Here is a 25,074-nt window from a genome sequence, read left to right on the forward strand (position 1 = left end):
CGTGGCCAGCCCCGTCCTGGCCCTGCGCGGCGTCGAGCGCACCTATGTCACCGAGGCCGGATCGCTGAACGTCCTGCGCGGCGTCGACCTGGACGTCTATCCCGGCGAAGTGGTCGGGCTGATCGGGCCGTCGGGGTCGGGCAAGTCGTCGCTGCTGCACGCGGCCGGCCTGCTGGAAAAACCCAACGCCGGCCTGATCGCCCTGGACGGCCGCGACTGCTCCAAGCTGTCCGAGCGCCAGCGCACCAAGGTGCGGCTGTCGACCGTGGGCTTCGTCTACCAATTTCACCATCTGCTGCCCGAGTTCAGCGCGCTGGATAACGTCGCCATGCCCGCGATGATCGCCGGCAAGGGCCGCAGCGAGGCGCGGGCGGCGGCCAAGGTGATGCTGGAGCAACTGGGCCTGGCCGCGCGCATGGAGCACCAGCCGGGCCAGATGTCGGGCGGCGAACAGCAGCGCGTGGCCATCGCCCGCGCCCTGGCCAACAGCCCCAAGCTGCTGCTGGCCGACGAGCCGACCGGCAACCTCGACCCCGCCAACTCCTCGGCGGTGTTCCAGGCGCTGTACGAGCAGGCCCGCCAGCGCGGTGTGGCGGCGGTGATCGCGACGCACAACATGGAGCTGGCCCGCTACATGGACCGGGTCTTCGCCCTGAAGGACGGGCACCTGGTCCCGCAGACCTTCTAGAGCAGGGCGTCGCGCAAGGCCGCGTAGAACCCGGCCTGGTCGATCCTCTTGATCACCCGGGCGTTGGGCGGCCGGCGCTTCAACGCCGGATCGGCCACCTCGATGTCCGGCAGGATGGCGTGCGAGACGCTGAGATAGCCGCGCGTCAGCTCGCCCATCGTCTCGACATCGACCACGGCCATCTCCGACTCCAGGATCAGGCGCTCGTCCAGCGCCACGGCGCAGGTCAGGGCGTCGGGGTGCAGGCTGCCGTCCAGGCCCTGCGTCTCCTGGGCGAAGGCCAGGGAGGTGCGGTTGACCTTGGTGAAGAAGGCCGCGCGCGGAGTGTTGAGGGCCTCCAGCGCGGTCAATTGCTCCACGGTCAGCAGGCCGTCGCGCAGAGTTTCTGTCCAGGTGACGAGGCTCATCGAAAAGCCGGCGTTGACGACGATCTTGGCGGCTTCCGGGTCGACATAGAAATTGTACTCGGCCGCCGGGGTGACATTGCCGACCCCGTTGTCGGTGCCGCCCATGATCCACAGGTGCTTCACGGCCTGGGCGATGCGCGGCTCGCGCAGATAGGCCAGGGCGATATTGGTCAGGGCGGCCTGGGCGATCAGGGTGATCTCGCCGGGCGCGTCCATCACCCGCCGCACGATCTCGTCAGCCGCATGGCCGGGGGAGGGGCGCTGGGCGGCCTTAGGGAAGCCGCTGTCGCTCATGCCGTCGACCCCGAACACGTAGGCCGCGTCCAGGGGCGCGCGGGTGAACGGCCGCTGGGCGCCCAGATAGACCGGAACCTCGCCGCCGCGCTGGCAGGCTTCCAGGGTCGCCAGGGCGTTCTCGGCGTGCTGCTCGAAGCCGACATTGCCATGGGCGATGGTGACGGCCTCGACGCTGACGCCCGGGCGGCGCAGGGCGAGCATCAGGGAGAACACGTCGTCCCCGGCGGTGTCGGTGTCGATGATCAGGCGCATGGCGGCGATCTGCGCCGATCCGCCCCTCAATTCAATAGAAAGGGCAAATCCACCGGAAATGCGGGCCGCGGCCCAACAGCGCGGGGCGCGCGACAAAAAAGCTCGCAATCGAACGAGGGTCTCTTGCGCATGAGAACAAAAGTGGAATATAGAACAAACAAGCAACGACCACTGGAGGCCCCTCATGGTCCGGATCGCGCGTGAATCTTTGGCTCTTGTATCTGTCGCCAGCTTCGTCTGGATGATGTGCTCGGTCGCCCATCTGGTGGCCTGAGTCGTGTAACGAGGTGCGGTGATGTCGGGCAACGAGGGTCAGGGTTTCGTCCACCTTCGCGTGCGCTCGGCCTATTCGCTGCTCGAAGGCGCCATCAAGGCCGACAAGATCCCTGGCCTGGCCGCCGGGGCGGGCATGCCGGCGGCGGGTCTGGTCGACCGCAACAACCTGTTCGGGGCGCTCGAATATTCCGTCTATTCCAAGGACTACGGGGTCCAGCCGATCATCGGCTGCGCCCTGGCGGTTTCCGGAGTGGGGGCGGGGCCTACGGAACGTTGGGCCCGCACGCCGACCATTACCCTGCTGGCCCAGAACGAGCGGGGTTATCTGAACCTCTCGGAACTGTCGTCCCTGGCCTATCTGGAAAGCGGCGAGATGGCCGAGCCGGTGGCGCCCTGGGCCAAGGTGGTCGAGTACGCCGAAGGACTGATCCTGCTGTCGGGCGGCACCGACGGTCCGGTCGACGCTCTGTTCGCCGCCGGCAAGACCGCCGAGGGCGAGGCGGCCCTGGCCGAAATGCAGCGGGTGTTCGGCGATCGCTTCTATGTCGAGCTTCAGCGCCATGGCCTGCCGCGCCAGGCCGCCGCCGAGCCGGGCCTCGTCCACTGGGCCTATGAGCACGACGCGCCGCTGGTGGCCACCAACGACGTCTATTACGCCAAGCCGGCCCTGTACGAAGCCCACGACGCCCTGCTGTGCATTTCCGACGGCTCGTTCGTCGGCCAGGACGAGCGGCGGCGGGTGACGCCCGAGCACTGGTTCAAGCCGGCCGAGGACATGCGCAAGCTGTTCGCCGACCTGCCGGAAGCCTGCGACAACACCCTGGATATCGCCCGTCGCTGCGCCTTCATGGTGCACAAGCGCGATCCCATCCTGCCCAGCTTCCCCACCGGCGACGGCCGCAGCGAGCCCGAGGAACTGACCCACCAGGCCGAGGAAGGCCTGCGCCGGCGCCTGGCCGCGCTGGCCGAACTGGCCGCGCCGGAAGAGGAATATTGGGAACGGCTGAGGTTCGAGCTCGGCATCATCATCAAGATGGGCTTCCCGGGCTATTTCCTGATCGTGTCCGACTTCATCAAGTGGGGCAAGGAACACGGCATTCCCGTGGGCCCCGGGCGGGGTTCGGGCGCCGGGTCGCTGGTCGCCTGGGTGCTGACCATCACCGACCTGGACCCGCTGCGCTTCGGGCTGCTGTTCGAGCGCTTCCTCAATCCCGAGCGGGTCTCGATGCCCGACTTCGACGTCGACTTCTGCCAGGAGCGACGCGAAGAGGTGATCTCCTACGTCCAGGACAAGTACGGCCGCGACCGCGTGGCCCAGATCATCACCTTCGGCTCCCTCCAGGCCCGCGCCGTGCTGCGCGACGTCGGGCGGGTGATGCAGCTGCCGCTGGGCCTGGTGGACCGGCTCTGCAAGATGGTGCCCAACAACCCGGCCGCGCCGGTCACCCTGGCCCAGGCCATCGACATCGAGCCGCGCCTCAAGCAGGCCCGTGACGAAGACGCCAACGTCAAGGCCTGCCTGGACGTGGCCCTGCAGCTGGAAGGCCTGTTCCGCAACGCCTCGACCCACGCCGCCGGCGTGGTGATCGGCGACCGGCCCCTGACCCAGCTGACCCCGCTCTACAAGGATCCGCGCTCGGACCTGCCGGCCACCCAGTTCAACATGAAGTGGGTCGAAAGCGCCGGCCTGGTGAAGTTCGACTTCCTGGGCCTGAAGACCCTGACGGTGCTGGACCGGGCCGTGAAGCACCTGGCCAAGCGCGGCGAGGTCGTCGATCTGGGCCAGCTGCCGTTCGACGACGCCAAGACCTACGAGCTTCTCGCCTCGGGCCAGACGGTCGGCGTGTTCCAGCTGGAAAGCCAGGGCATGCGCGACACCCTGCGCAAGATGCGCTGTAGCTCGATCGAGGAGATCACCGCGCTGATCTCGCTGTATCGCCCGGGTCCGATGGACAACATCGACACCTTCGTGGACTGCAAGTTCGATCGAAAGCCCGTCGACTACCTGCACCCCTCGCTGGAGAAGGTGCTGAAGGAGACCTACGGAGTCATCGTCTACCAGGAACAGGTGATGCAGATCGCCCAGATCCTGGCGGGCTACAGCCTGGGCGAAGCCGACCTTCTGCGTCGGGCCATGGGCAAGAAGAAGAAGGAGGAAATGGATCTCCAGAAGATCCGTTTCGTCGCCGGCGCCAAGGAAAAGGGCGTACCGGAAGAGCAGTCCGGCTCGATCTTCGAACTGGTGGCCAAGTTCGCCGGCTACGGCTTCAACAAGTCGCACGCCGCCGCCTACGCCCTGATTTCGTACCAGACGGGCTGGTTGAAGGCCAATACGCCGGTCGAGTTCCTGGCCGCGTCGATGAGCCTGGACCTGTCGAACACCGACAAGCTGGCGGTCTTCCACCAGGACGCTCGCCGCTTCGACATCACCGTGCGCCCGCCCAACGTCAATCGCTCGGGCGCCGACTTCGAGGTCGAGAACGGCGAGGTGCTCTACGCCCTGGGCGCGGTGCGCAACGTCGGCCTAGAGGCCATGAAGCACCTGGTCGCCATCCGCGAGGAGAGCGGGCCGTTCCGCGACATCTTCGATTTCGTCGAGCGGGTCGATCCCAAGCTGGTCAACAAGCGGGCGATCGAAAACCTGGCCCGGGCCGGCGCTTTCGACTGCTTCGACAAGAACCGGGCCCAGATCTTCGCCTCGGCCGACGTGCTGATCGCCCACGGCCAGAGCATCGCCGCCGACCGTGCGGGCGGGCAGGGAGCCCTGTTCGGCGGCGGCACGGGCCGTCCGCGCCTGAAGAAGACCGAGCCGTGGAGCCAGGTCGACCTGCTGGACGAGGAACTGGCCGCCGTCGGCTTCTACCTGACCGGCCACCCGCTGGACGACATGGTGGGCGTGCTGCGCCGTCGCCGCACCCACATGCTGACCGAGGTGATCCCGCGCGCCGAGGCCGGCATGGAAGCCTTCCGGATGTGCGGCGTGGTCCGCCGCCGCCAAGAGCGCGCCTCGCAGAGCGGCGAGCGCTTCGCCTTCGTCTCGCTGTCGGATCCCAGCGGCGAATACGAAGTGCTGTTCCCGCCCGAAGCCCTGCGCAAGTGTCGTGAAGTGCTGGAGCCGGGCAAGGCGGTGTCGATCAAGGTCCGCGCCAAGGCCCGCGATGGCGAGGTGCGGTTCTTCGGCGACGACGCCGAGCCGATCGAGAAGGCCATCGAGAACATGGTCGCGGGCCTGCGCCTGCACCTGTCGCCGACGGCCACCGAGATCGAGGCCTTGAAAAAGCGCCTGGAGCCGGCGCTCAGCCAGCGCGGCGGCGAGGTCAGCCTGATCGCCGCCCTAGGCGGCGGCCGCGAGATCGAGATGAAGCTGCCCGGCCGTTACACCCTCGACGCCGCCCTGCGCGGCGCCCTGAAGACCGCGCCCGGCGTGGCGCTGCTGGAAGACGTCTAGGGGCCACGCTCACTCGGCGCCAGCCGTCGGACGGCGTCGGCGTTGCAGTCGGTCGTCGTCCCGCGCGTCGCGCGCAGGCCGGGCGGGATCCCAGAGACGGGCAAGGCCGGAGGCGGCCCGAGGCGCGGCCTTCGGCCCGGCGCCCACCCCGGACGCGCGCCAGCCGTGGGCGCGCGTCCGAGGCGGCGGCTTCGGCGCGGACTTGGACGGACCACGAAGCCTGGGTTCGCCCCGGGGGGCAGTCCGGCCTGACCGTCACGACGTTGAAGCCCTCGTCCGGGCTGGGCGGCGTGAAATAGGCGGTGATGGCGTCGAATTCGGCGTCGCTGGCCGTGAAGTCGTGCTGGCCCATCGCGTTGCGGGCCCGCAGCCTGGCCCGGCAGACGTCGTCGGGCACGTCGAGGACATGGAGCACATGCCGCGCGCCCGACCGTTCGATGATCCCGCGCATCCAGGCCCGGTTGGCGACGGTGTTGGCGGGAAAGTCCAGCACCACAGACAGGCCCGCGCGCAACAGGGCTTCGACATGGGGCGCGATCGCTTCGCGCAGGAGCGCGGCATGGCGGACATAATCGGCCACGCTGTTGATCCGACCCGGATAGAGGCCGGCCAACCAGCGGTCTTCGCTGAGAGCGATCGTATGGGGCGCGGCGGCCAGGCGCGCCGTCAGGGTGGATTTCCCGGCGGCGATCTTGCCGCACAGCATGTGGAGCGTGGCGTCCTGCGTGGACATGGCGTGACCTTCCTGACGTCCGAGGACGTCGCATTTCCCGAAAAAGGCATGGGTCCGGACCCGGCCTGACGAGTCAGGCCGGGCGCTTAATTCGCCGCGCGAAGCGCTGGCGATCCATGATCGGGATCGGGAAGGTCATGACATCGTTCCTACCATCGTCACGATGCGCCGCCAATCTCGCGACCTGGGGCCATGCGCGAGAGGCGCGGGATCCTTGGCCGTCGAACCTCTTGAAAGCGCCGACAGGGCGTGAAGCAAAGGGAGAAGACCCATGGCCAGACACGAAGGCGGCTGCCAGTGCGGGCGCGTGCGTTACGCGGTGGAGGTCGAGCTCGAGAACCTGATCACCTGCAACTGTTCGCGCTGCGGCAAGCTGGGCTCGGTGCTGGCCTTCGCGCCCGCCACGGCCTTCGAGCTGAAGCAGGGACAGGACGCCCTGAGCGAATACCGCTTCAACACCCACAAGATCGCGCACCTGTTCTGCCAGGACTGCGGCGTTGAATCCTTCAGTCGCGGCGTCGGGCCCGGCGGCGTGGAGATGGCGGCGATCAATGTGCGCTGTCTGGACGATGTCGACGTCTTCGCGCTGGAGCCGCACGAGTTCGACGGCAAATCGCGCTAGGCCCGAGAGCCCCTACCAGGCCATGGCGCGGCCGTTGGGCAACTGGGCGCGGCTGAGGCGGCGCTTGGCGGCCTTGCCGCAGCCGACGATCATCGGCGCGTCGGCCCCGCGCAGCAGCGGCAGGTCGTCGAGGCTGTCGGTATAGGCATAGGCCCAGCGCTTGCCGTGGCCGGCCTCGGCCAGCGCCTGGCACTTGCGCTGGTTGCGGCAGTGGACGTCGGCCACCCAGCCGCCGGCCCGGCGCTTGAGCGAGGTGCCCAGCACGACGATGGGGCGGTCCAGCGGGGTGATCAGGGCCTGGGCCAGCACGGTCGGGGCAGCGGTGACCACCACCACCTCGTCGCCATGGGCCAGGTGCTGGTCGAGGGTCTGCATGCCCGGCCCGCGCCAGTGAAGCGGCAGGTCCTCGGCCTGGAAGCGGGCGGCGAAGTCGACGCAGGACTGGCGCAGCGCCCGTTCGTCCAGTCCGGCCGTGGCGATCCACAGCAGGATCGAGGCCCCGGCCCGGCGCGTGCGCGGGGCGATGACCATCGGAATGGCGATCGGGGCGACCAGCATCGTGGCCAGCCAGCGCAGGGGCGAGCGATGAACCCGCCGCCACAGCCACAGGGCGGTGGAATCCCCGTCCAGCAGGGTTCCGTCGAGATCGAAAACCGCGAGCATGAGTCACCTCCACCCGTTACGGCCGGCCGGGGAGGGCGCGAATCCCGGCCTGGGACCTGAACGCATCAGACGCGACCTCTGTGTCAGAAACGCGTGACGATTGAGGTTGGCCTGTGGGCAGATCAGGTTCTTTTGTGGGCCTGTGGCGCGCCGGCCCCGCCGATGCGAAGGAAGGATGCGCCGATGGATCGCCTTGAGACGCCGCGCCTGGTCGCCGAGCGGCTGGATCAGCGCCATCTGCCCGACCTGATCGCCCTGCATCTCGACCCCGAAGTCTCCCGCTATCTGGGTGGAACGCGCTCGGCCGAGGCGACCCAGGCCTATCTGGCGGCCAATCTCGCCCATTGGGACGATCACGGCTTCGGCTTGTGGATCTGGCGCACGCCCGACGGCTCCTTCGTGGGCCGGGCCGGCGTTCGCCCGCTGGCGGTGGAGGGCGTTCCTGAGATCGAGGTGGCCTACGCCCTGGCGCGCGAGGCCTGGGGGCGGGGATACGCCGGCGAGATCACGCGGGCCCTGGTCGAGCACGGCCTGGGGCGCCTGGCGCTGCCGTCGCTGGTCGGGGTGGTGATGGTCGACCATGTCGCCTCGCGCCGGGTGCTGGAGAAGGCGGGCTTCGCGTTCGAGCGGACGGTGGTCCACGCCGGCGAGCCCTGCGCGCTCTACCGGCTGACCCAGGCGGCGTGGTGCGCGACAACGGCATGACCTTGCCGGATCGGCGGCCCGGTCGGGAAGGTTCAGGCGTCTAAGGGCTTGCTTTTTGGTCCGTTCACGCCTATCTGCGCGGCCATTCCACACGTGGACGTGCGGCGACGCCGGGGAGACATCCCGACGTTACCGTTCCGGTCCCGGTCCGAATTGTCGGAGCGGGGGTGTCCACGGAGGTTCAACCGGAAGAAGGAGACCTATCATGGCGCTTCCCGAATTCTCCATGCGTCAGCTCTTGGAAGCTGGCGCCCACTTCGGCCACCAGACGCACCGCTGGAACCCGAAGATGGACCGCTACATCTTTGGTTCGCGTTCGAACATCCACATCATCGACCTGTCGCAGTCGATCCCGCTGCTGCACCAAGCCCTGGTGAAGGTGCGTGAAGTGGCCGCCGCCGGTGGCCGCGTGCTGTTCGTCGGCACCAAGCGTCAGGCCAGCGACCCGGTCGCCACGGCCGCCAAGCGCTGCGCCCAGTACTACGTCAATCACCGCTGGCTCGGCGGCACCCTGACCAACTGGCGCACCGTCTCGGGCTCGATCGCTCGCCTGCGCGAGCTGGAAGGCATCATGAGCGGCGAAGGCGCCGGCCGTTCCAAGAAGGAACTGCTGCAGCTGACCCGCGAGCGCGACAAGCTGGAACTGTCGCTGGGCGGCATCAAGGACATGGGCGGCATCCCCGACATCATGTTCGTGATCGACACCAACAAGGAAGCGATCGCGATCCTTGAAGCCCGCAAGCTGAACATCCCGGTCGTCGCCATCCTCGACACCAACTGCGATCCGGACGGCATCACCTACCCGATCCCGGGTAACGACGACGCCGCCCGCGCTCTGCAGCTGTACTGCGACCTGATCGCCGACGCCGTCCTCGACGGCCTGGCCGCCGGCCAAGCCTCGTCGGGCGTCGATCTGGGCGCCTCGGTCGCCCCGATCGAGCCGACCCTGGCCCGCGAACTGACCCCGGAGCCGGTGGCTGAAGCCGCCGCCCCGGAAGCGGCTCCCGAAGCCGCCCAGGAAGCGACCGCCGAAGCGATCGAAGCCGTCGCCGAAGAGCCGGCCGCGAGCTGATTTTCCGATCGTCGGGTCGGGATTTCGGTCCCGGCCCGATCTTCGTGAACCTGACATGCGACCGGGCTATCAAGCCCGGTCGTAATTTTGTTTCACGCGTTTCCTGCGAGCCGGTCTCGGTCGCGGTCGGAAACGCCCTGATATTCAATGGAGGAACTCATGGCTGAAGTGACCGCTGCGCTGGTGAAAGAACTGCGCGAAAAGTCCGGCGTCGGCATGATGGACTGCAAGAAGGCCCTGCAAGAAAACGGCGGCGACATCGACGCCTCCATCGACTGGCTGCGCGCCAAGGGCCTGTCCAAGGCCGCCAAGAAGGCCGACCGCGTCGCGGCTGAAGGCCTGGTCGGCATCGCCGTCCGCGCCGAAGGCGCCGGCATGACCGCCGCGGCCGTCGAAGTGAACTGCGAAACCGACTTCCTGTCGCGCAACGAGCTGTTCCAGAACGCCGTCCGCAAGATCGCGCGGGCCGGTCTGGACAACGAGGGCGTGGACGCCATCGGTGCGACCAAGACGCCCGAGGGTGAAGTCGTTTCGGACCTGCTGACCCACCTGATCGCCACCATCGGCGAGAACATGGTCCTGCGCCGTTCGGCCCGCTTCGCCGTGGCCCAAGGCGCCGTGGCGACCTACATCCACAACGCCACGGCCCCGGAACTGGGCCGCATCGGCGTGCTGGTGGCCATCGAAGGCGCTGGCGACCAGGCCAAGATCGTCGAGCTGGGCCGCAAGATCGCCATGCACGTGGCCGCGACCTCGCCTCTGTCGCTGTCGCCGGACGATCTGGACCAGGCCGCGATCGAGAAGGAACGCGCCATCTTCACCGAGCAGGCCCTGGAGTCGGGCAAGCCCGCCGCCGTGGTCGAGAAGATGGTCGAAGGCCGTATCCGCAAGTTCCTGGAAGAAGTCGTGCTGCTGAAGCAAGCCTTCGTCATGAACCCGGATCAGACCGTCGAGCAGCTGGTCGCCGAGACCGGCAAGGAACTGGGTTCGACCCTGACCGTGAAGGGCTTCGTTCGCCTGGCCCTGGGTGAAGGCGTCGAGAAGGCTCCGGAAGGCGATTTCGCCGCCGAAGTCGCCGCCATGGCCGGCCAAGCCTAAGTCTCGTCCGCCGCCCTGGCTTTCAGGGCGGCGAACTGGACCGCCTCATGAAGGCGCGGCGCGCGATCTACGCGCGCGCCGCGCCTTTTTTGCGCCCGGGTCGCGCCTCTGCACGCGATCTGGCCGGTTTTCGCCTGGAAAACCGATCCCACTTTTCCGGAACGCGCTCTATGTTGCGTCCCGACGACTCAAGAAGAGCCTCCGCATGTCCGAACCCCAGCACAAACCCTATCGCCGCGTGCTCCTGAAGGTTTCGGGCGAGGTGCTGATGGGCGACACCCCCTACGGCATCGACACCAAGACGGTCGAATCGGTGGCCGAGGACATCCGCGAGATCGTCCAGTCCGGCGTCGAGCTGTGCCTGGTGATCGGCGGCGGCAACATCTTCCGCGGCATGGCCGGCGCGGCCAAGGGCATGGAGCGCTCCAGCGCCGACTACATGGGCATGCTGGCCACGGTGATGAACGCCCTGGCCATGCAGGACGCCCTGGAGCGCATCGGCGTCTCGACCCGCGTGCAGTCGGCCATCCCGATGGCCACGGTCTGCGAGCCCTACATCCGTCGCCGGGCCCAGCGTCACCTGGAAAAGGGCAGGGTGGTGATCTTCGCCGCCGGCACCGGCAACCCGTTCTTCACCACCGACACCGCCGCGGCCCTGCGCGCCGCCGAGATGCAGTGCGACGCCCTGTTCAAGGGCACCAGCGTCGACGGCATCTACAGCGCCGATCCCAAGAAGGATCCGGCCGCCAAGCGTTACGACAAGCTCAGCTACATGGACGTGCTGGCCCAGGACCTGAAGGTCATGGACGCCTCGGCCGTGGCCCTGATGCGCGACAACAACATTCCTATCGTGGTCTTCTCGATCAAGGGACGTGGCAATCTGCTGAACGTCCTGCGAGGCGGCGGTGTGCACACCGTCGTTTCGACCGAGCGCGCCGCTTAATTTCCCAGCGAAGAGAGCCCAAGCCATGGCCACCGCCGAAAAACCCGTCCTGTCCCGCTACAAGGATCGCATGGAGAAAGCCGTGCTGTCCCTGAAGGAAGACTTCGCTGGCCTGCGCACGGGTCGTGCGTCGGCGGGCCTGCTCGACCAGATCATGGTCAACGCCTACGGCTCGATGGTGCAGCTCAACACCGTCGCCTCGATCAGCGTGCCCGAGCCGCGCCAGATCAACGTCAACATCTGGGACAAGGGCGTGGTGTCGGCCGTCGAGAAGGCGGTTCGCAACTCGGACCTGGGCCTCAATCCGGTCGTGGAAGGCAACAACCTGCGCATCCCGATCCCGCCGCTGACCGAAGAGCGCCGCAAGGATCTGGTCAAGGTCGCGGGCAAGTACGCCGAGGCCCAGAAGGTCGCCGTCCGCAACATCCGCCGCGACGCCAACGACGATCTCAAGAAGGCCGAAAAGGCTTCCGTCATCAGCGAAGACGAGCTGAAGAAGATGGAAACCGAGGTCCAGAAGCTGACCGATGCGGCGATCAAGCAGGTCGACGAGGCCTTGAAAACCAAAGAACAAGAGATCATGCAGGTTTAGCATCGACCTGCGTTGTGGGGGGCGATGAGGGAAGGCTGAAGCGCATGGCGCCGACGACCGGCCTGCAGGATGTCTCGACGCGCGCCGGGAGCGCGAAGTCGGGTCGTTCCCTGCATGTGGCCATCATCATGGACGGCAATGGCCGATGGGCGAAGCGGCGGAACCTGCCGCGCGTCCTGGGTCATCGCGCCGGCGTCAACGCCCTGAAGCGGACCGTCGAAGGCGCCGCGGCCCTGGGCGTGGGCGTGATGACGGTGTTCGGCTTCTCGACCGAGAACTGGAGCCGGCCGCCGCAGGAAGTGTCGGAGCTGATGGGCCTGCTGAAGGCCTATCTGGAGTCCGATCTCGAGCGCCTAGCCCGCGAAGGCGTGAAGGTTCGCATCATCGGCCGCCGCACGGGCCTGGCGCCCGACGTGCTGGACGTGATCGAGCGGGCCGAGCGCCGGACCAGCCACAACGACAATTTCCTGCTGCAGGTGGCCTTCAACTACGGCGGCCGGGCCGACATCGTCGACGCCGCGCGCGCCTTCGCCGAGGCGGTGGAGCGCGGCGAGGCCCGGGCGGCCGACCTGGACGAGGCGATGTTCGAGGGCCGCCTGTCGACGGCCGAGGCGCCGGCCCCAGACCTGATCGTGCGCACCAGCGGCGAACAGCGGATCTCGAATTTCCTGCTTTGGGAATGCGCCTACGCCGAACTCGTGTATCAGGATGTTCTGTGGCCGGACTACGGGCCCGAACATCTGGCCGCCGCGTTGACGGAATATCGCAGCCGCGACCGTCGCTATGGAGGTATCGCCGTCGATGACGTCGCCGTCGCCGGCTAAACGTTTCAACTGGAGCAACCTGCGCAGCCGTGTGGCTTCGGCCACTGTGCTGGTGCCTACGGTCGTGGCCGCGGTGTGGTTCGGCGACGTCTGGTACCTGGGCTTGATCCTGGTGGGCGTCGCGCTGCTTGCTCGCGAATGGGCCGAGATGAGCGCCAAGCGCTCGGCGCTCGGCGTGGCGGTGGCGATCGGCGCCGCCGTGGCGATCTCGGTGATCGTCGCCTTCCGCGGCCACTACTACATCACCTGGCCGGTCGTGGTGATCGGGGCCCTGGCCGCCGCCCTGATGGCGCGCGGCGCGGTCGAGCGGCGCGCCGACGCCGCCTATGGCGTGATCTACATCGCCCCGGCCGTCATCGCGATGGTCTGGCTGCGCCGCATGGACGCCGGCCTCAGCTGGACCCTGTTGCTGTTCACCGTGACCTGGTTCGCCGACATCTTCGCCTTCGTGGTCGGCAGCGCCCTGAAGGGGCCCAAGCTTTGGCCGCGCTATTCGCCCAACAAGACCTGGTCGGGCTTCTTCGGCGGCCTGGTCGCCGCCTCGCTGGGCGCGATCGGCATCGTGGCCCTGTCCCAGGCCTTGCCCGCCTTGCCGGACCTGCACCTGGTCTGGCCGGTCGCCGCCTTGGTCGGCCTGCTGGGCGGGCTGTCGACCATGATGGGCGATCTGTGGGAATCGATCCTCAAGCGTCGGTTCGGCGTGAAGGATTCGGGCGACCTGATCCCCGGTCACGGCGGCATGCTGGACCGTGTCGACGGCCTGATGTTCGCGGCGATCGTGGTCGCCGGCGCGCGGTTGTTCGAGCAATGGGGATGGCTGCCTTGACCCCTATGCGCAAGGTCGTGGTGCTGGGGTCGACGGGATCTATCGGCGTCTCGACGCTGGATCTGTTCGAGCAGGCGAACCTGTCCGTCGAGGTTCTGGCCCTGACGGCGGGACGCAACGTCGCCAAGCTGGCCGAACAGGCCCTGCGCTGGAAGCCGCAGGTCGCGGTCATCGACGACGAGACCCGCCTGCCGGAGCTGCGCGAGCGCCTGGCGGGTTCGGGCGTGCGCGCCGCGGCTGGCGCGGCGGCCGTGGCCGAGGCCGCCGCCATGGGCGCGGACTGGGTGATGTCGGCCATCGTCGGCGCGGCCGGCCTGGCCCCGACCCTGGCCGCCGCCCGCACCGGCGCGGTCATCGCCCTGGCCAACAAGGAGAGCCTGGTCTGCGCCGGGCCGGCCCTGCTGGCCATCGCGCGCGAGGCGGGCGGTTCGGTGATTCCCGTCGATTCCGAGCACTCGGCGATTTTCCAGGTGCTGCAGCGCGATTGTATCGACCAGGTATCGCGCCTGATCCTGACGGCCTCGGGCGGACCTTTCCGGACCTGGGACAAGGCGGCCATGGCCAAGGCCACGCCGGAGCAGGCGGTGGCCCATCCCAACTGGTCGATGGGCGCCAAGATTTCGGTCGATTCCGCGACGATGATGAACAAGGGCCTCGAGATGATCGAGGCGTCCTACCTGTTCGAAACTCCGCAAGAGCGCATCGACGTCGTGATCCACCCGCAGTCCGTGATCCACAGCCTGGTCGAATACGCCGACGGCTCGACCCTGGCCCAGTTGGGCCCGCCGGACATGCGCAGCCCGATCTCCTGCGCCTTTTCCTGGCCCCAGCGGCTTTCCTGGCCCGCCAAGCCCCTGAATCTGGCCGCCTACGGCCAGCTGACGTTCGAAGAACCGGACCTGGACCGCTTCCCGTCGATCTCTATCGCGCGCGAAGCGCTGCGTCTGGGGGGCGGCGCGCCGGCGGCGATGAACGCCGCCAACGAGGTGGCCGTCGCGGCCTTCCTTGACCGCCAGATCGGCTTTCTGGATATTGCCGGCGCGGTGGCGGGGACTCTTGAGCGCATGAACGGCCTAGGCGAGCTCGCCGACAGCGCCGGCGACGCCCTCGACAGCGCGATGATGACCGACGGTTCGGCCCGCCGCATTGCGGCCGAGGTTGTCGGCCAGAAGCGTATCTGAGACTGACCGGGGAGTTGGGCGCCACCTTATGATCGTGTTCTTGACGCAAGCGTTCGCGTTCGTGCTGGTGCTGTCCATCGTGGTGACAGTGCACGAGCTCGGCCATTTCTGGGCCGCGCGGGCCTGTGGCGTCGCGATCGACTGCTTTTCGATCGGCTTTGGCCCCAAGATCGTGTCGTGGCGCGACAAGACCGGCGTCGAATGGCGGATCGCCTCGATTCCCCTGGGCGGCTACGTGCGATTCTCCGGCGACGAAAACGCCGCCAGCGTGCCGGACGGCAGCGACCTGGCGGTGCTCAAGGCCGAGATCGCCGCGCGCGAAGGCGAGGCGGCCGTGTCGCGCTACTATCACTTCAAGCCCGTCTGGCAGCGCGCGATCATCGCCGTCGCCGGTCCCGTGGCCAATTTCCTGCTGGCGATCGCCGTGCTGTCGGTCTTCATGGCCACGATCGGCGAGATCCATAATCCGGCCCGCGTCTACGCCGTCAGCCCCGGCAGCGCCGCCCAGGCGGCGGGCTTCCAGCCCGGCGACGTGATCCTCAAGGCCGACGGCCGCAAGATCGAGACCTTCCAGGACCTGAACGGCTATGTAGCCCTGCGCGCCAAGCTGCCGATCGATTTCACGGTCCAGCGCGGCGCGGCGACCCTCCACCTGACGGGCGCGCCCCGCGAGGTCGAGATCCAGGACGAGATCAACGGCCGCATGAAGATCGGCCGGCTGGGCATCGAGGGTCGCAGCACCCCGACCCGCTACCGCTCCACCGTCTGGCGCGCCATCCCCGACGCGACGGTCGAGGTCTGGGATCAGGTCAGCACGATCGGCTTCTATCTGGGCCGTCTGGTCACCGGCCAGATCGCGGCCGACCAGATCAGCGGCGTGATCGGCATCGGCCATACGGTCGGCGCCGTGGCCAAGGCCAGCACGGCCGACGCGCCGAATGTCCAGACGATGGTGCTGCGTTTCTTCGTCAGCATGATGCTGCTGGTGGCGACCCTGTCGGTCAGCATCGGTTTCATGAACCTGCTGCCCATCCCGGTCCTCGATGGCGGCCACCTTCTGATGTACGCCTATGAAGCGATCGCCCGCAAACCGCTGCAGGCCAAGTTCCAGGCGGCTGGTTTCAGAGCGGGGCTTGCCTTGATCCTCGGTTTCATGCTGTTCGCGGCCTGGAACGACCTTCACCGCTACGACGTGTTCAAATTCATTGGCGGCCTGTTCTCGTGAGCCTCTTTCACGTGAGTAGGGCCGTCCGTCCATGATTGGTCCCATGAACAAACTTCGCGCCCACAGCGCCGCGTTCGCCACCGGCGTTGCGCTCCTCCTCGGTTCCACGGCGCTGACCGCGCCGCAGGCCGCTTTCGCCCAGGCCCAGACGGGCGTGGTCCAGCGCATCGTGGTGCAGGGCAACGAGCGGATCGAGCAGGGCACCGTGCTGTCCTACCTGCCGATCCAGCCGGGCGAGACGGTCGATCCGCAGCGCCTCGACCTGGCGCTGAAGACCCTGGCCCGCACCGACCTGTTCGCCGACGTCAAGATCGAGCTGCAGGGCGGCGATCTGGTGGTCAAGGTCGTCGAGAACCCGATCATCAACCAGGTGGTCTTCGAGGGGAACTCGGCGCTGAAGGAAGACAAGCTGAAGGACGAGGTCCAGATCCGTCCGCGCGGCATCTTCACGCGCTCCAAGGTCCAGGCCGACGTCCAGCGCATCATCGAACTGTATCGCCGTTCGGGCCGTATCTCGGCGACCGTGACGCCCAAGGTGGTCGAGCTGCCGCAAAAGCGCGTCGACCTGGTGTTCGAGATCAACGAAGGCCCCAAGAGCGGCGTGCTCGGCGTCAACTTCCTGGGCAACAACGAGTACTCGGACAACGACCTGAAGGACGTCATCGTCACCAAGGAGTCGCACTGGTACAAGTTCCTGACCAGCAACGACAACTACGACCCGGACCGGATCGAGTACGACCGCGAGCAGCTGCGTAAGTTCTACCGCAACCGCGGCTATTTCGACTTCCGCGTCGTGGCCTCGGTCGCCGAACTGGCCACCGACAAGAACGGCTTCGCGGTCACCTACACGCTCGACGAAGGCCCCAAGTACAAGTTCGGCAAGGTCACGGTCGAAACCGAGCTGAAGAAGCTGAACGGCGACCTCCTGGCCCAGATCCTGCCGATCCGCGCCGGCCAGCTGTACGAAGACGACAAGATCGAGCAGGCCACCGACGCCCTGACCTTCGCGGCGGGCGCGGCCGGCTTCGCCTTCGTGGACGTTCGTCCGCGCTACGTGCCCAATCACGAGACCAACACCGTGGACGTGGTGTTCTCGGTGCGTGAAGGCCCGCGGGTCTATGTCGATCGCATCGATATCGTCGGCAACACCCGGACGCTGGACTACGTCGTGCGCCGCGAACTCGAAGTGGCCGAGGGCGACGCCTACAACCGCGTGCTGGTCGACCGCTCGAAGAACAATGTCCGTTCGCTGGGCTTCTTCAAGGACGTCAGCATCGAGGAAGTGCCCAGCGACCAGCCGGACCGCACGACCCTGCGGGTCAAGACCGAAGAGCAGCCGACGGGCGAACTGTCGTTCAGCGCAGGCTACAGCTCGGTCGACAAGCTGGTGCTGGACGTCGGCATCACCGAACGCAACTTCCGTGGTCGGGGCCAGAACGTCCGGGCCCGCGTCTCGGTCGGCTCGCTGCGTCAGCAGATCGACTTCGGCTTCACCGAGCCGCGCTTCTTGGGCCGCGACCTGCGCGCCGGCCTGGACCTGTATTCGTACCGCTACGACCTGAGCGACTACGCCGCCTACGACACGGAATCGACCGGCGGCACGCTGCGCCTGGGCTTCCCCCTGACCCAGAACGCCTCGATGGGCGTGCGCTACCAGCTTCGTCAGGACAAGGTCAGCGTCGCCGACAACCTCTGCACCAGCGGTTCGGTGTCCGACATCCTCTGCCTGCAGCGCGGCTCGTACATGACCTCGCTGTTCGGCTACAACCTGCGGCTCGACAAGCGTAACGACCCGATCAATCCGACGCGCGGCTGGTTCGCCGACCTGAGCCAGGACCTGGCCGGCTTCGGCGGCGACGTGAAGTACCTGAAGACCGAAACCGACGGCGGTTGGTACTGGGGCTTCAACAAGGACTTCATCTTCAGCGCCACCGGTTCGGCGGGCTATATCGAGGGTTGGGGCGGCGACAACATCCGCATCAACGACCGCTTCTACAAGGGGGGCTCGACCTTCCGCGGCTTCGAGATCGCCGGTATTGGTCCGCGTGACACCACCACCAACAGCAGCGCCCTGGGCGCCAAGCTGTATGCGATCGGTACGTTCGAGTTGACGGTGCCGACGTTCCTGCCCGAGCAGTACGGCATCAAGGCTGCGGTGTTCTCGGACTTCGGTACGGCGGGTCAGTTGGACGACGTCGATCGCCTGAACGCCAACGGCACCATCAACGAGAACATCAAGGATGGTCTGGGTCTTCGGGCCTCGGCCGGTCTGAGCATCGACTGGAAGTCGCCCATGGGCCCCATCCGGTTCGATTTCAGCCACATTCTCGCTAAAGAAGACTACGACAGAACCGAAACCTTCCGGTTCTCCACCTCCACAAGGTTCTAAGCAACATGACCTCCAAGTTCTTCGCCGCGACCGTCTCGGGTCTGGCCGTCCTCGCCACGGCGTCGGGCGCTTTTGCTCAGGCCGCGCCGCCGGCCGCGCCGCCCGTCACCCACGGCGCCCCGATCGCCGGGGTTTGCATCTTCTCGAGCCAACGCGCCGTGGCCAGCTCGCTGGTCGGCAAGGCCGTCGACGCCCGCCTGAAGACCATCATCGCCCAGGTCAACGCCGAGCTGACCGGCGAGCGCACCACCCTGGACAACGACGCCAAGGCCCTGGACGCCAAGAAGGCCACCCTGGACCAAAGCGCCCTGGAACAACAAGCCGCCGCCCTGCAAGTGCGCGCCAACGCCTGGCAGCGTAAGGGCCAGCTGCGCCAACGCGAAGTCGAGGCCACCGAGCAGAAGCAACTGGCTCGCGTGTATCAAGAGCTGGACCCGGCCATCCGTCAGGCCTATCAGGCCAAGACCTGCTCGATCCTGATCGAGCGGGAATCGGTCCTGCTGGGCAACCCGGCCATGGACATCACCGACGCCGTCGTGGCGGCCGTGGACGCCCGTATCAAGACCCTGACCTTCGATCGCGAACGTCTGGACCAAGCGGCTCCGGGGGCTCAAGCTCTCCAGCCGACCAATAAGTAAGCGAGTAGGCCTGGGCGCGTCGCGCCCGGGCCGCTCCCGAGAGGACCGATGCCGGACCCGCGCTTTTTCGAAGACCTGGGTCCGGCGACCCTCGCGGAACTGGCCAGCCTGAGCGGCGCTCGGCTGGCCGACCCCGCCGACGGTCACCATCTGATTTCGCATGTCGCTCCGCTGGAGAGCGCCGACGCGGGCTCCATCACCTTTCTATCCGATCCCAAGCGCCTGGCCGATCTGGTCGGCCTGAAGGGCGCGGCGTGCTTCGTGCGGCCCGACATCGCCGCCCAGGCCCCGGCCGGCTGCGTGCTGCTGCTGACCAGCCATCCGCAAGTGTCGTGGGCCGCCGCCGCCCAGCGCCTGCACGCGCCGCGCCGTCACGACGGTTCACTGCACATCCATCCCGATTGCGAACTGGAGGAGGGCGTCGTGCTGTCTCCGGGCGTGATCGTCGGGCAGGGGGCCCGGATCGGCCGCGGGACCTATCTGGCCCCCGGCGCGGCGATCGGACCCGGCGTGACCCTGGGCCGCGATTGCCGGGTCGGCGCCAACGCCGTGGTCGGCTTCGCCCTGGTCGGCGATCGGGTGTCGATCCACGCCGGCGCGGTGATCGGCGAGGCGGGATTCGGCGCGGCCGGCGGGCCCAAGGGCGTCGTCGACCTGCCGCAGCTGGGGCGAGTGATCCTGCAGGACGGGGTGACGATCGGCGCCAATAGCTGCGTGGACCGGGGCGCGTTCGGCGATACGACGATCGGCGAGAACACCAAGATCGACAATCTCGTCCATGTCGCCCACAACGTCCGGCTCGGTCGCAACTGCGTCGCCGCCGCCTTCACCGGCATTTCCGGCAGCACGGTGGTGGGCGACGGGGTCGCGTTCGGCGGCAAGGCCGGCGTGGCCGATCACCTGACGGTCGGCGCGGGCGCCCAGATCGGCGCCTCGGCGTCGGTGTTCAAGGACGTGCCGGCCGGTGAAACATGGACTGGGTTTCCGGCGCGACCGCTCAAGCGGTGGCTCCGAGAGACCGCATGGCTGTCGCGCAAGGCGGGCGGCCGGGGAACCAAGGGGCCAGAATGAGCCAATCCAAGACCGACGAGCCCCACGCCCAAGAGGGTTTGGTCAATATCGACATCGCCGAGATCCTGAACCGGATCCCGCACCGCTATCCGTTCCTGCTGGTCGACCGGGCCGAGGCCTATCGCCCGCACCAGTCGATTGTCGGCATCAAGTGCGTGACGATCAACGAGCCGTTCTTCCAGGGCCACTTCCCGGGCAATCCGGTGATGCCCGGCGTGCTGATCATCGAGGCCCTGGCCCAGACCGGCGCGGTGCTGATGAGCAAGTCGCTCGAGGTCGACACCGAGGGCAAGACCATCTTCTTCATGTCGGTCGACAACGCCCGCTTCCGCAATCCCGTGCGCCCCGGCGACGTGATCCGCATGGAAGTCGAGGTGGTGCGCGCCCGCTCCAGCATCTTCAAGTTCAAGGGCGTGGCCAAGGTCGGTGACAAGGTCGCGGCCGAAGCCGAATTCGCGGCCATGGTGGTGGAGACGCCCAAGGCATGACCCAGATCCATCCGACCGCTATCGTTTCGCCCGGCGCGCAGCTGGGCCAGGACGTCGAGATCGGCGCCTTCTGCACCGTGGGCCCCAAGGTTCAGCTGGCCGACGGCGTGCGGCTGATCTCCCACGTGGTGGTCGAGGGCGCGACGCGGATCGGATCGGGCACGACCATCCACCCGTTCGCGGTGCTGGGCAGCGCCCCGCAGCACCTGGCCCACAAGGGCGAGGACACCCAGCTGGTGATCGGCGAGCGCAATATCATCCGCGAGCACGTCACCATGCACGCCGGCACGGTGGGCGGCGGCGGCGTGACCACGGTCGGCTCCGACAGCCTCTACATGGTCGGCGCCCACGTGGCCCACGACTGCGTGGTCGGCGACCGGGTGACGTTCGCCAACAACGCCACCCTGGGCGGTCACGTGGTGATCGGCGACTTCGTGTTCATGGGCGGGCTGTGCGCCGTCCATCAGTTCACGCGCATCGGCCGCTATTCGTTCGTCGGCGGCGGCGGCGTGGTGACCAAGGATATCATCCCGTACGGCTCGGTGTGGGGCAACCACGCCCACCTGGAAGGCCTGAACCTGGTGGGCCTCAAGCGCCGCGGCTTCAGCCGCGAGGCGATCAACGCCCTGCGCGCGGCCTACCGCCTGCTGTTCGCCGACGAAGGCACCTTCCAAGAGCGCCTGGACGACGTGGCCGAAGCCCATGCCGGCACGCCCGAGGTGATGGAGATCGTCGAGTTCATTCGCGCGGACGGCAACAGGCCGCTGTGCCTGCCTGAACGTGAAGTCTAGGAGAGGGCCATGCGCAAGCTTGGTCTGATCGCTGGCGGCGGCTCCCTGCCGGTCGAACTGGCGCAACACTGCGAGGCGGCCGGTCGGCCATTCGCGGTGATGCGCCTGCGCTCGTTCGCCCAGCCGGTCCTGGCCCGCTATCCGGGCGTCGAGGTCGGGCTGGGCGAGTTCGGCAAGGTGTTCAAGGCGCTGCGGGCCGAGGGCTGCGAGGTCGTCTGTTTCGCCGGCGTCGTCGACCGTCCCGACTTCGCGGCGATCAAGCCAGACCTGCGCGGCCTGACGGTGATCCCGGGCCTGGTCAACGCCGCGCGCAAGGGCGACGACGCTCTGCTGCGTCGCCTGCTGGCCGAGTTCGAGAAGGAAGGCTTCGCGATCGAGGGCGCCCACGAGGTGCGGGGCGAGATGACCCTGCCGCGCGGCGCGCTGGGCAAGCACACCCCGAACGAGCGCCACGTCGCTGACATGGACCGCGCGCTCGACGTGGCCCGGGCCATCGGCGCGCTGGACGTGGGACAGGGCGCCGTGGTCTGCGACGGCCTGGTCCTGGCCGTCGAGGCCCAGGAGGGCACCGACGCCATGCTGCGCCGGGTCGCCGACCTGCCCCAGGCCATTCGCGGCAACGCCGAGGCGCCGCGCGGCGTGCTGGCCAAGGCGCCCAAGCCGATCCAGGAGACCAAGGTCGACCTGCCGACCATCGGCGTCGCCACCGTGCAGCGCGCGGCCCGCGCCGGCCTGGCCGGCGTGGTCGGTGAGGCCGGACGCCTGCTGATCGTCGATCGTGAACAGGTTATCGCCTGCGCCGACGACCTGGGCCTGTTCGTGTACGGGGTCGAACCTCGGGCCTGCACGTGAGCCCGGAAACTCGGCCGCTGACCGTCATGCTGGTGGCGGCCGAGGCCTCGGGCGACGCTCTGGGCGCGGGACTGGCGCGAGCCCTGCGGACACGGTTGGGCGCCGACAAGATCCGCTTCGTCGGTGTCGGCGGCGCCAAGATGGCGGCCGAGGGGGTTCAGAGCCCCTTCGACATCGCTCAGCTGTCGATCCTGGGCATCGTGGAGAGCCTGAAGGCCTATCCGCGCGCCATGGCCCGCCTGAAGGACACCTTGGCCCTGGCGGCCCGGGAAAAGCCCGACGTGGCGATCCTGATCGACAGCTGGGGTTTCAACATCCGCCTGGCCAAGGCGTTGCGGAAGCAGGATCCGGCCCTGCCGCTGGTCAAGTACGTCGCGCCCCAGGTCTGGGCCTATCGCGCCAGCCGCGCCAAGGACCTGGCTGGAGCCGTGGACCTGCTGCTGTCGATCCAGCCGATGGACAGGCCGTTCTTCGACGCCGTCGATCTGCCCAGCGTGTTCGTCGGCAATTCGGCCCTGGCTCATGATTTCAGCCATGCCGATCCGGCCCGACTGAGGGCCGCGATCGGCGCGGGAGTCGGCGAGCCGATCCTGCTGGTGCTGCCCGGCAGCCGCCCGTCCGAGATCGAGCGCGTGCTGCCGCCGTTCGAGGACGCCGTGCGCCGCCTCAAGGCCCAGCGACCGGACCTGCATGTCGTCGTGCCCGCCGCCTCGACCGTGGCCGACAGCGTCAAGGCGCGGGTCGCGGCCTGGCCGTTCAGGGCGCATGTGATCGAGGACGAGGCGCTGAAGGACGACGCCATGGTGGCCGGCACGGTCGCCCTGGCCTGCAGCGGCACGGTGACCACCGAACTGGCTCTGGCCGGCTGTCCGATGGTGGTCGGCTACATCACCGGCAAGGTGACCTACGCCCTGCTGAAATCCATGTTCAAGCCACGCTGGGTGACGCTGTTCAACATCGCCGCCGACGAGACCGTCGCGCCCGAATTCCTGCAGGAAGCCTGCTCGGGTCAGATCCTCGCCGCCGAGATCGCCAGGCGCCTGGACGACGTGTCCCTGCGCGAGACCCAGATCGCCGCCCAGAACGCCGCCCTGGACCGAATGGGGCGTGGCATGGCGGATCCTTCCGAAGCCGCCGCTTCGGCCTTGCTGGACTTCCTGAGGGCGCGGGGCGGGGCCGTCTAGGCGGTCGTCAGGTCGGGTTCGGCCACGGGCTCCACGGCCCTGTGCAGCGCCAGGAACAGCGTGGCGATATCGATCGGCTTGGCCACGTGGTCGTCGAAACCTTCGGCCAGCAGCGACTTGACCTGATGGCTCATGGCGTTGGCGGTCAGGGAGATGATCGGGGTGCGGGGGCGACCCTCGGCGACCTCCAGACGGCGAATCTCCTGCATGGCGGTCACGCCGTCCATCACCGGCATGTGCACGTCCATCAGCACGACGTCCCACGCGCCATCGCGCCAGGCGTCCACCGCCTGGGCGCCGTTGGCGACCACGTGCGGCGTGATCCCGGTCTGGCCGAGGATCGCCTTGAGCACAGTCTGGTTGACCTGATTGTCCTCGGCGGCCAGCACCCGCAGCTGCCTGGGCGACGCGGCCTCTGGCGCGTGCGCGGTCTTGGCCGGCGCGGCGGGCAGGGGGCTGAGGCGGTCGGCGGGCAGGCGAATGGTGAAGGTCGAGCCGAAGTCGATGGCGCTGGAGACCGCGATCTCACCGCCCATCAGGACGCAGAGATCGCGACAGATCGCCAGGCCAAGGCCCGTGCCACCATGGCGGCGGGTGCTTGAGGCGTCCAACTGGCTGAACTTACCGAACAGGCGGTCGATGTCGCGGGGCGCGACGCCGACGCCGGTGTCGGCCACGGCGATCTCCAGCCACGCGCCGTCCACCCGCGCGGACAGGTCGACGGCCCCGGCGTTGGTGAACTTGGCGGCGTTGGACAGCAGGTTGCCGACCACCTGCCGCAGCCGCAGCGGATCGCCGTGATAGAGGCCTTGCGCCTCGGGATTGATCGACAGGGTGTAGGCCAGGCCCTTCTGCGCGGCGAGTACGGAGAAGGCGTCGTGGCAGCCGGCCAGCAGCTCGCCCAGGTCGAAGGCCACGGTCTCGACCTCCAGGCGGCCGGCCTCGATCTTCGAAAGGTCCAGCACGTCGTTGAGGATCGCGGTCAGGCCCTCGCCGGACTTGCGCACGATCTCGAGCCGCTCGCGCTGGGCGTCGCTCATCTCCTCGGCCTGCATGACCTGGATCATGCCCAGGACGCCGTTCAGGGGCGTGCGGATCTCGTGGCTCATGGTGGCCAGGAAGGTGCTCTTGGCGGTGTTGGCGGCGGCGGCCTCGGCCTCCTTTTCGCGGGCGGCGACCAGGGCCTGGACCAGATCCCGCTCGGTGGCGGCGCGGTTCAGGGCGGCCAGCAGCACATAGGCCAGGAAGGCGGCCGCGGCGACGAAAGCGACCAGGGACTGGCGGCCGCTTTCGGCGCCGGCGGGGCGTGACAGGGCCAGGCTGGCGATCAGCAGGACAGCCAGCAGCGAGGCCGCGCCGATGCGACGCGAAATCGGGAATTCGGCGGTGCTGCTCAGGGCGACCGCGCCCAGCATGGCCGCGCCGGCCACGGCGGCGGCCCGACCGCCCTCGACGGCCATGGCCAGGGGCAGCAGGCCGTAGACGCAGGTATAGACGAAGGTGACGCCGGCGAAGAGCCACTCCTGTCCGGCGTTCGGCGTGGCGGTGCGGTCGATCCACAGACCCAGCGCCTGGTTGAGCGCCATGAACAGGCAGACCGCCGCCAGCCAGCCCAGGGCCAGGCGCCAATCCAGCCATACGGTGGACCCGGCGGCGGCCAGCAGCGTCATGGGCAGGATGGTGATCAGATCACGACGCCGATGGGTCGTGATGTCCGTCCAGGCTGAGGATGGGGCGGCGCGCGTCAAGCCTGAACTCCGAACTAGCGGCGGCACTTTCCCCCGTGGGCGTTAAGCAAGCCTTTAAGAT

Annotated in this window: 23 protein-coding genes and 1 pseudogene; 20 read left to right on the top strand and 4 right to left on the bottom strand. The window is 68.0% G+C overall.

The genetic code is table 11. From position 1 onward, the window contains the following. The first annotated feature begins 1 nt into the window (after position 1). Positions 2-688 (top strand): ABC transporter ATP-binding protein, encoded by a 687-nt coding sequence (locus G3M62_RS10750; protein WP_165191284.1) that lies wholly within the window; start codon positions 2-4, stop codon positions 686-688. Here G3M62_RS10750 and G3M62_RS10755 read toward each other — a convergent pair. After that, positions 685-1,644 (bottom strand): nucleoside hydrolase, encoded by a 960-nt coding sequence (locus G3M62_RS10755; protein WP_165186876.1) that lies wholly within the window; start codon positions 1,642-1,644, stop codon positions 685-687. The two genes, G3M62_RS10750 and G3M62_RS10755, sit on opposite strands and share 4 nt — an antisense overlap. A gap of 184 nt (positions 1,645-1,828) precedes the next feature. On the opposite strand from G3M62_RS10755, the gene sidA reads away from it, so the two are divergent. Beyond that, the gene (sidA, locus tag G3M62_RS10760) at positions 1,829-1,918 is read left to right on the top strand and encodes a cell division inhibitor SidA (RefSeq protein WP_085953699.1); all 90 of its coding nucleotides are present in this window, start codon (positions 1,829-1,831) and stop codon (positions 1,916-1,918) included. A 21-nt stretch (positions 1,919-1,939) separates the two neighbouring features. Next, complete coding sequence (dnaE, locus tag G3M62_RS10765) at positions 1,940-5,368, top strand: DNA polymerase III subunit alpha (RefSeq protein ID WP_165186878.1); 3,429 nt, start codon at positions 1,940-1,942, stop codon at positions 5,366-5,368. Between the two features lie 343 nt (positions 5,369-5,711). Here dnaE and G3M62_RS26950 read toward each other — a convergent pair. After that, a pseudogene (locus G3M62_RS26950) lies at positions 5,712-6,101 on the bottom strand (P-loop nucleotide/nucleoside kinase family protein); the annotation flags it as partial. A gap of 271 nt (positions 6,102-6,372) precedes the next feature. Between G3M62_RS26950 and G3M62_RS10775 the strand changes: the two are divergent. Further along, complete coding sequence (locus G3M62_RS10775; RefSeq protein WP_165186879.1) at positions 6,373-6,723, top strand: GFA family protein; 351 nt, start codon at positions 6,373-6,375, stop codon at positions 6,721-6,723. Positions 6,724-6,735: 12 nt separating this feature from the next. On the opposite strand, the gene G3M62_RS10780 is transcribed toward G3M62_RS10775, so the two are convergent. After that, positions 6,736-7,386, bottom strand: coding sequence for a haloacid dehalogenase-like hydrolase (locus tag G3M62_RS10780; RefSeq protein ID WP_165186881.1), 651 nt, complete (start codon positions 7,384-7,386; stop codon positions 6,736-6,738). Between the two features lie 183 nt (positions 7,387-7,569). Between G3M62_RS10780 and G3M62_RS10785 the strand changes: the two genes are divergently transcribed. The 16 genes from G3M62_RS10785 (at position 7,570) to lpxB (ending at position 23,265) form a co-directional block, all read left to right on the top strand. Beyond that, positions 7,570-8,091, top strand: a complete 522-nt coding sequence (locus G3M62_RS10785; protein WP_165186882.1) for a GNAT family N-acetyltransferase — start codon at positions 7,570-7,572, stop codon at positions 8,089-8,091. 205 nt (positions 8,092-8,296) lie between these two features. After that, positions 8,297-9,163, top strand: a complete 867-nt coding sequence (gene rpsB / locus G3M62_RS10790) for a 30S ribosomal protein S2 (protein WP_165186884.1) — start codon at positions 8,297-8,299, stop codon at positions 9,161-9,163. A gap of 159 nt (positions 9,164-9,322) precedes the next feature. Next, positions 9,323-10,261, top strand: a complete 939-nt coding sequence (gene tsf, locus G3M62_RS10795) for a translation elongation factor Ts (RefSeq protein WP_165186885.1) — start codon at positions 9,323-9,325, stop codon at positions 10,259-10,261. Between the two features lie 205 nt (positions 10,262-10,466). Continuing rightward, a complete protein-coding gene (gene pyrH / locus G3M62_RS10800; RefSeq protein WP_165186887.1) occupies positions 10,467-11,204 on the top strand; it encodes a UMP kinase in 738 nt (245 codons plus the stop codon). 25 nt (positions 11,205-11,229) lie between these two features. Beyond that, the gene (gene frr, locus G3M62_RS10805; RefSeq protein WP_028037607.1) at positions 11,230-11,796 is read left to right on the top strand and encodes a ribosome recycling factor; all 567 of its coding nucleotides are present in this window, start codon (positions 11,230-11,232) and stop codon (positions 11,794-11,796) included. A 44-nt stretch (positions 11,797-11,840) separates the two neighbouring features. Further along, on the top strand, positions 11,841-12,620 hold the full coding sequence (gene uppS / locus G3M62_RS10810; protein WP_165186889.1) for a polyprenyl diphosphate synthase: 780 nt from the start codon (positions 11,841-11,843) through the stop codon (positions 12,618-12,620). Further along, a complete protein-coding gene (locus G3M62_RS10815; RefSeq protein WP_165186890.1) occupies positions 12,598-13,446 on the top strand; it encodes a phosphatidate cytidylyltransferase in 849 nt (282 codons plus the stop codon). Before uppS ends, G3M62_RS10815 begins: the two co-directional genes overlap by 23 nt. Then, a complete protein-coding gene (locus G3M62_RS10820; protein WP_165186892.1) occupies positions 13,434-14,627 on the top strand; it encodes a 1-deoxy-D-xylulose-5-phosphate reductoisomerase in 1,194 nt (397 codons plus the stop codon). The genes G3M62_RS10815 and G3M62_RS10820 overlap by 13 nt, the downstream gene beginning before the upstream one ends. A 34-nt stretch (positions 14,628-14,661) precedes the next feature. Further along, the gene (locus G3M62_RS10825; RefSeq protein ID WP_425483855.1) at positions 14,662-15,852 is read left to right on the top strand and encodes a M50 family metallopeptidase; all 1,191 of its coding nucleotides are present in this window, start codon (positions 14,662-14,664) and stop codon (positions 15,850-15,852) included. 31 nt (positions 15,853-15,883) lie between these two features. Further along, positions 15,884-18,241, top strand: coding sequence for an outer membrane protein assembly factor BamA (gene bamA / locus G3M62_RS10830; RefSeq protein WP_165186895.1), 2,358 nt, complete (start codon positions 15,884-15,886; stop codon positions 18,239-18,241). A gap of 5 nt (positions 18,242-18,246) precedes the next feature. Continuing rightward, entirely contained in the window at positions 18,247-18,879 is a 633-nt protein-coding gene (locus G3M62_RS10835; RefSeq protein ID WP_165186897.1) for an OmpH family outer membrane protein, read from the top strand. 48 nt (positions 18,880-18,927) lie between these two features. After that, on the top strand, positions 18,928-19,950 hold the full coding sequence (gene lpxD, locus G3M62_RS10840; protein WP_165186898.1) for a UDP-3-O-(3-hydroxymyristoyl)glucosamine N-acyltransferase: 1,023 nt from the start codon (positions 18,928-18,930) through the stop codon (positions 19,948-19,950). Beyond that, a complete protein-coding gene (gene fabZ, locus G3M62_RS10845) occupies positions 19,947-20,438 on the top strand; it encodes a 3-hydroxyacyl-ACP dehydratase FabZ (RefSeq protein ID WP_165186900.1) in 492 nt (163 codons plus the stop codon). The genes lpxD and fabZ overlap by 4 nt, the downstream gene beginning before the upstream one ends. Then, positions 20,435-21,229, top strand: a complete 795-nt coding sequence (lpxA, locus tag G3M62_RS10850; RefSeq protein ID WP_165186902.1) for an acyl-ACP--UDP-N-acetylglucosamine O-acyltransferase — start codon at positions 20,435-20,437, stop codon at positions 21,227-21,229. The genes fabZ and lpxA overlap by 4 nt, the downstream gene beginning before the upstream one ends. A 9-nt stretch (positions 21,230-21,238) precedes the next feature. Further along, on the top strand, positions 21,239-22,081 hold the full coding sequence (gene lpxI / locus G3M62_RS10855; protein WP_165186904.1) for a UDP-2,3-diacylglucosamine diphosphatase: 843 nt from the start codon (positions 21,239-21,241) through the stop codon (positions 22,079-22,081). Beyond that, a complete protein-coding gene (gene lpxB, locus G3M62_RS10860) occupies positions 22,078-23,265 on the top strand; it encodes a lipid-A-disaccharide synthase (protein ID WP_165186906.1) in 1,188 nt (395 codons plus the stop codon). The genes lpxI and lpxB overlap by 4 nt, the downstream gene beginning before the upstream one ends. Here the strand turns inward: lpxB and G3M62_RS10865 are convergent. Continuing rightward, positions 23,262-25,013, bottom strand: coding sequence for an ATP-binding protein (locus G3M62_RS10865; RefSeq protein ID WP_165186908.1), 1,752 nt, complete (start codon positions 25,011-25,013; stop codon positions 23,262-23,264). The genes lpxB and G3M62_RS10865 overlap by 4 nt on opposite strands. Between the last annotated feature and the right edge of the window lie 61 nt (positions 25,014-25,074).

This window comes from Caulobacter soli (assembly GCF_011045195.1).
Lineage (GTDB): Bacteria > Pseudomonadota > Alphaproteobacteria > Caulobacterales > Caulobacteraceae > Caulobacter > Caulobacter soli.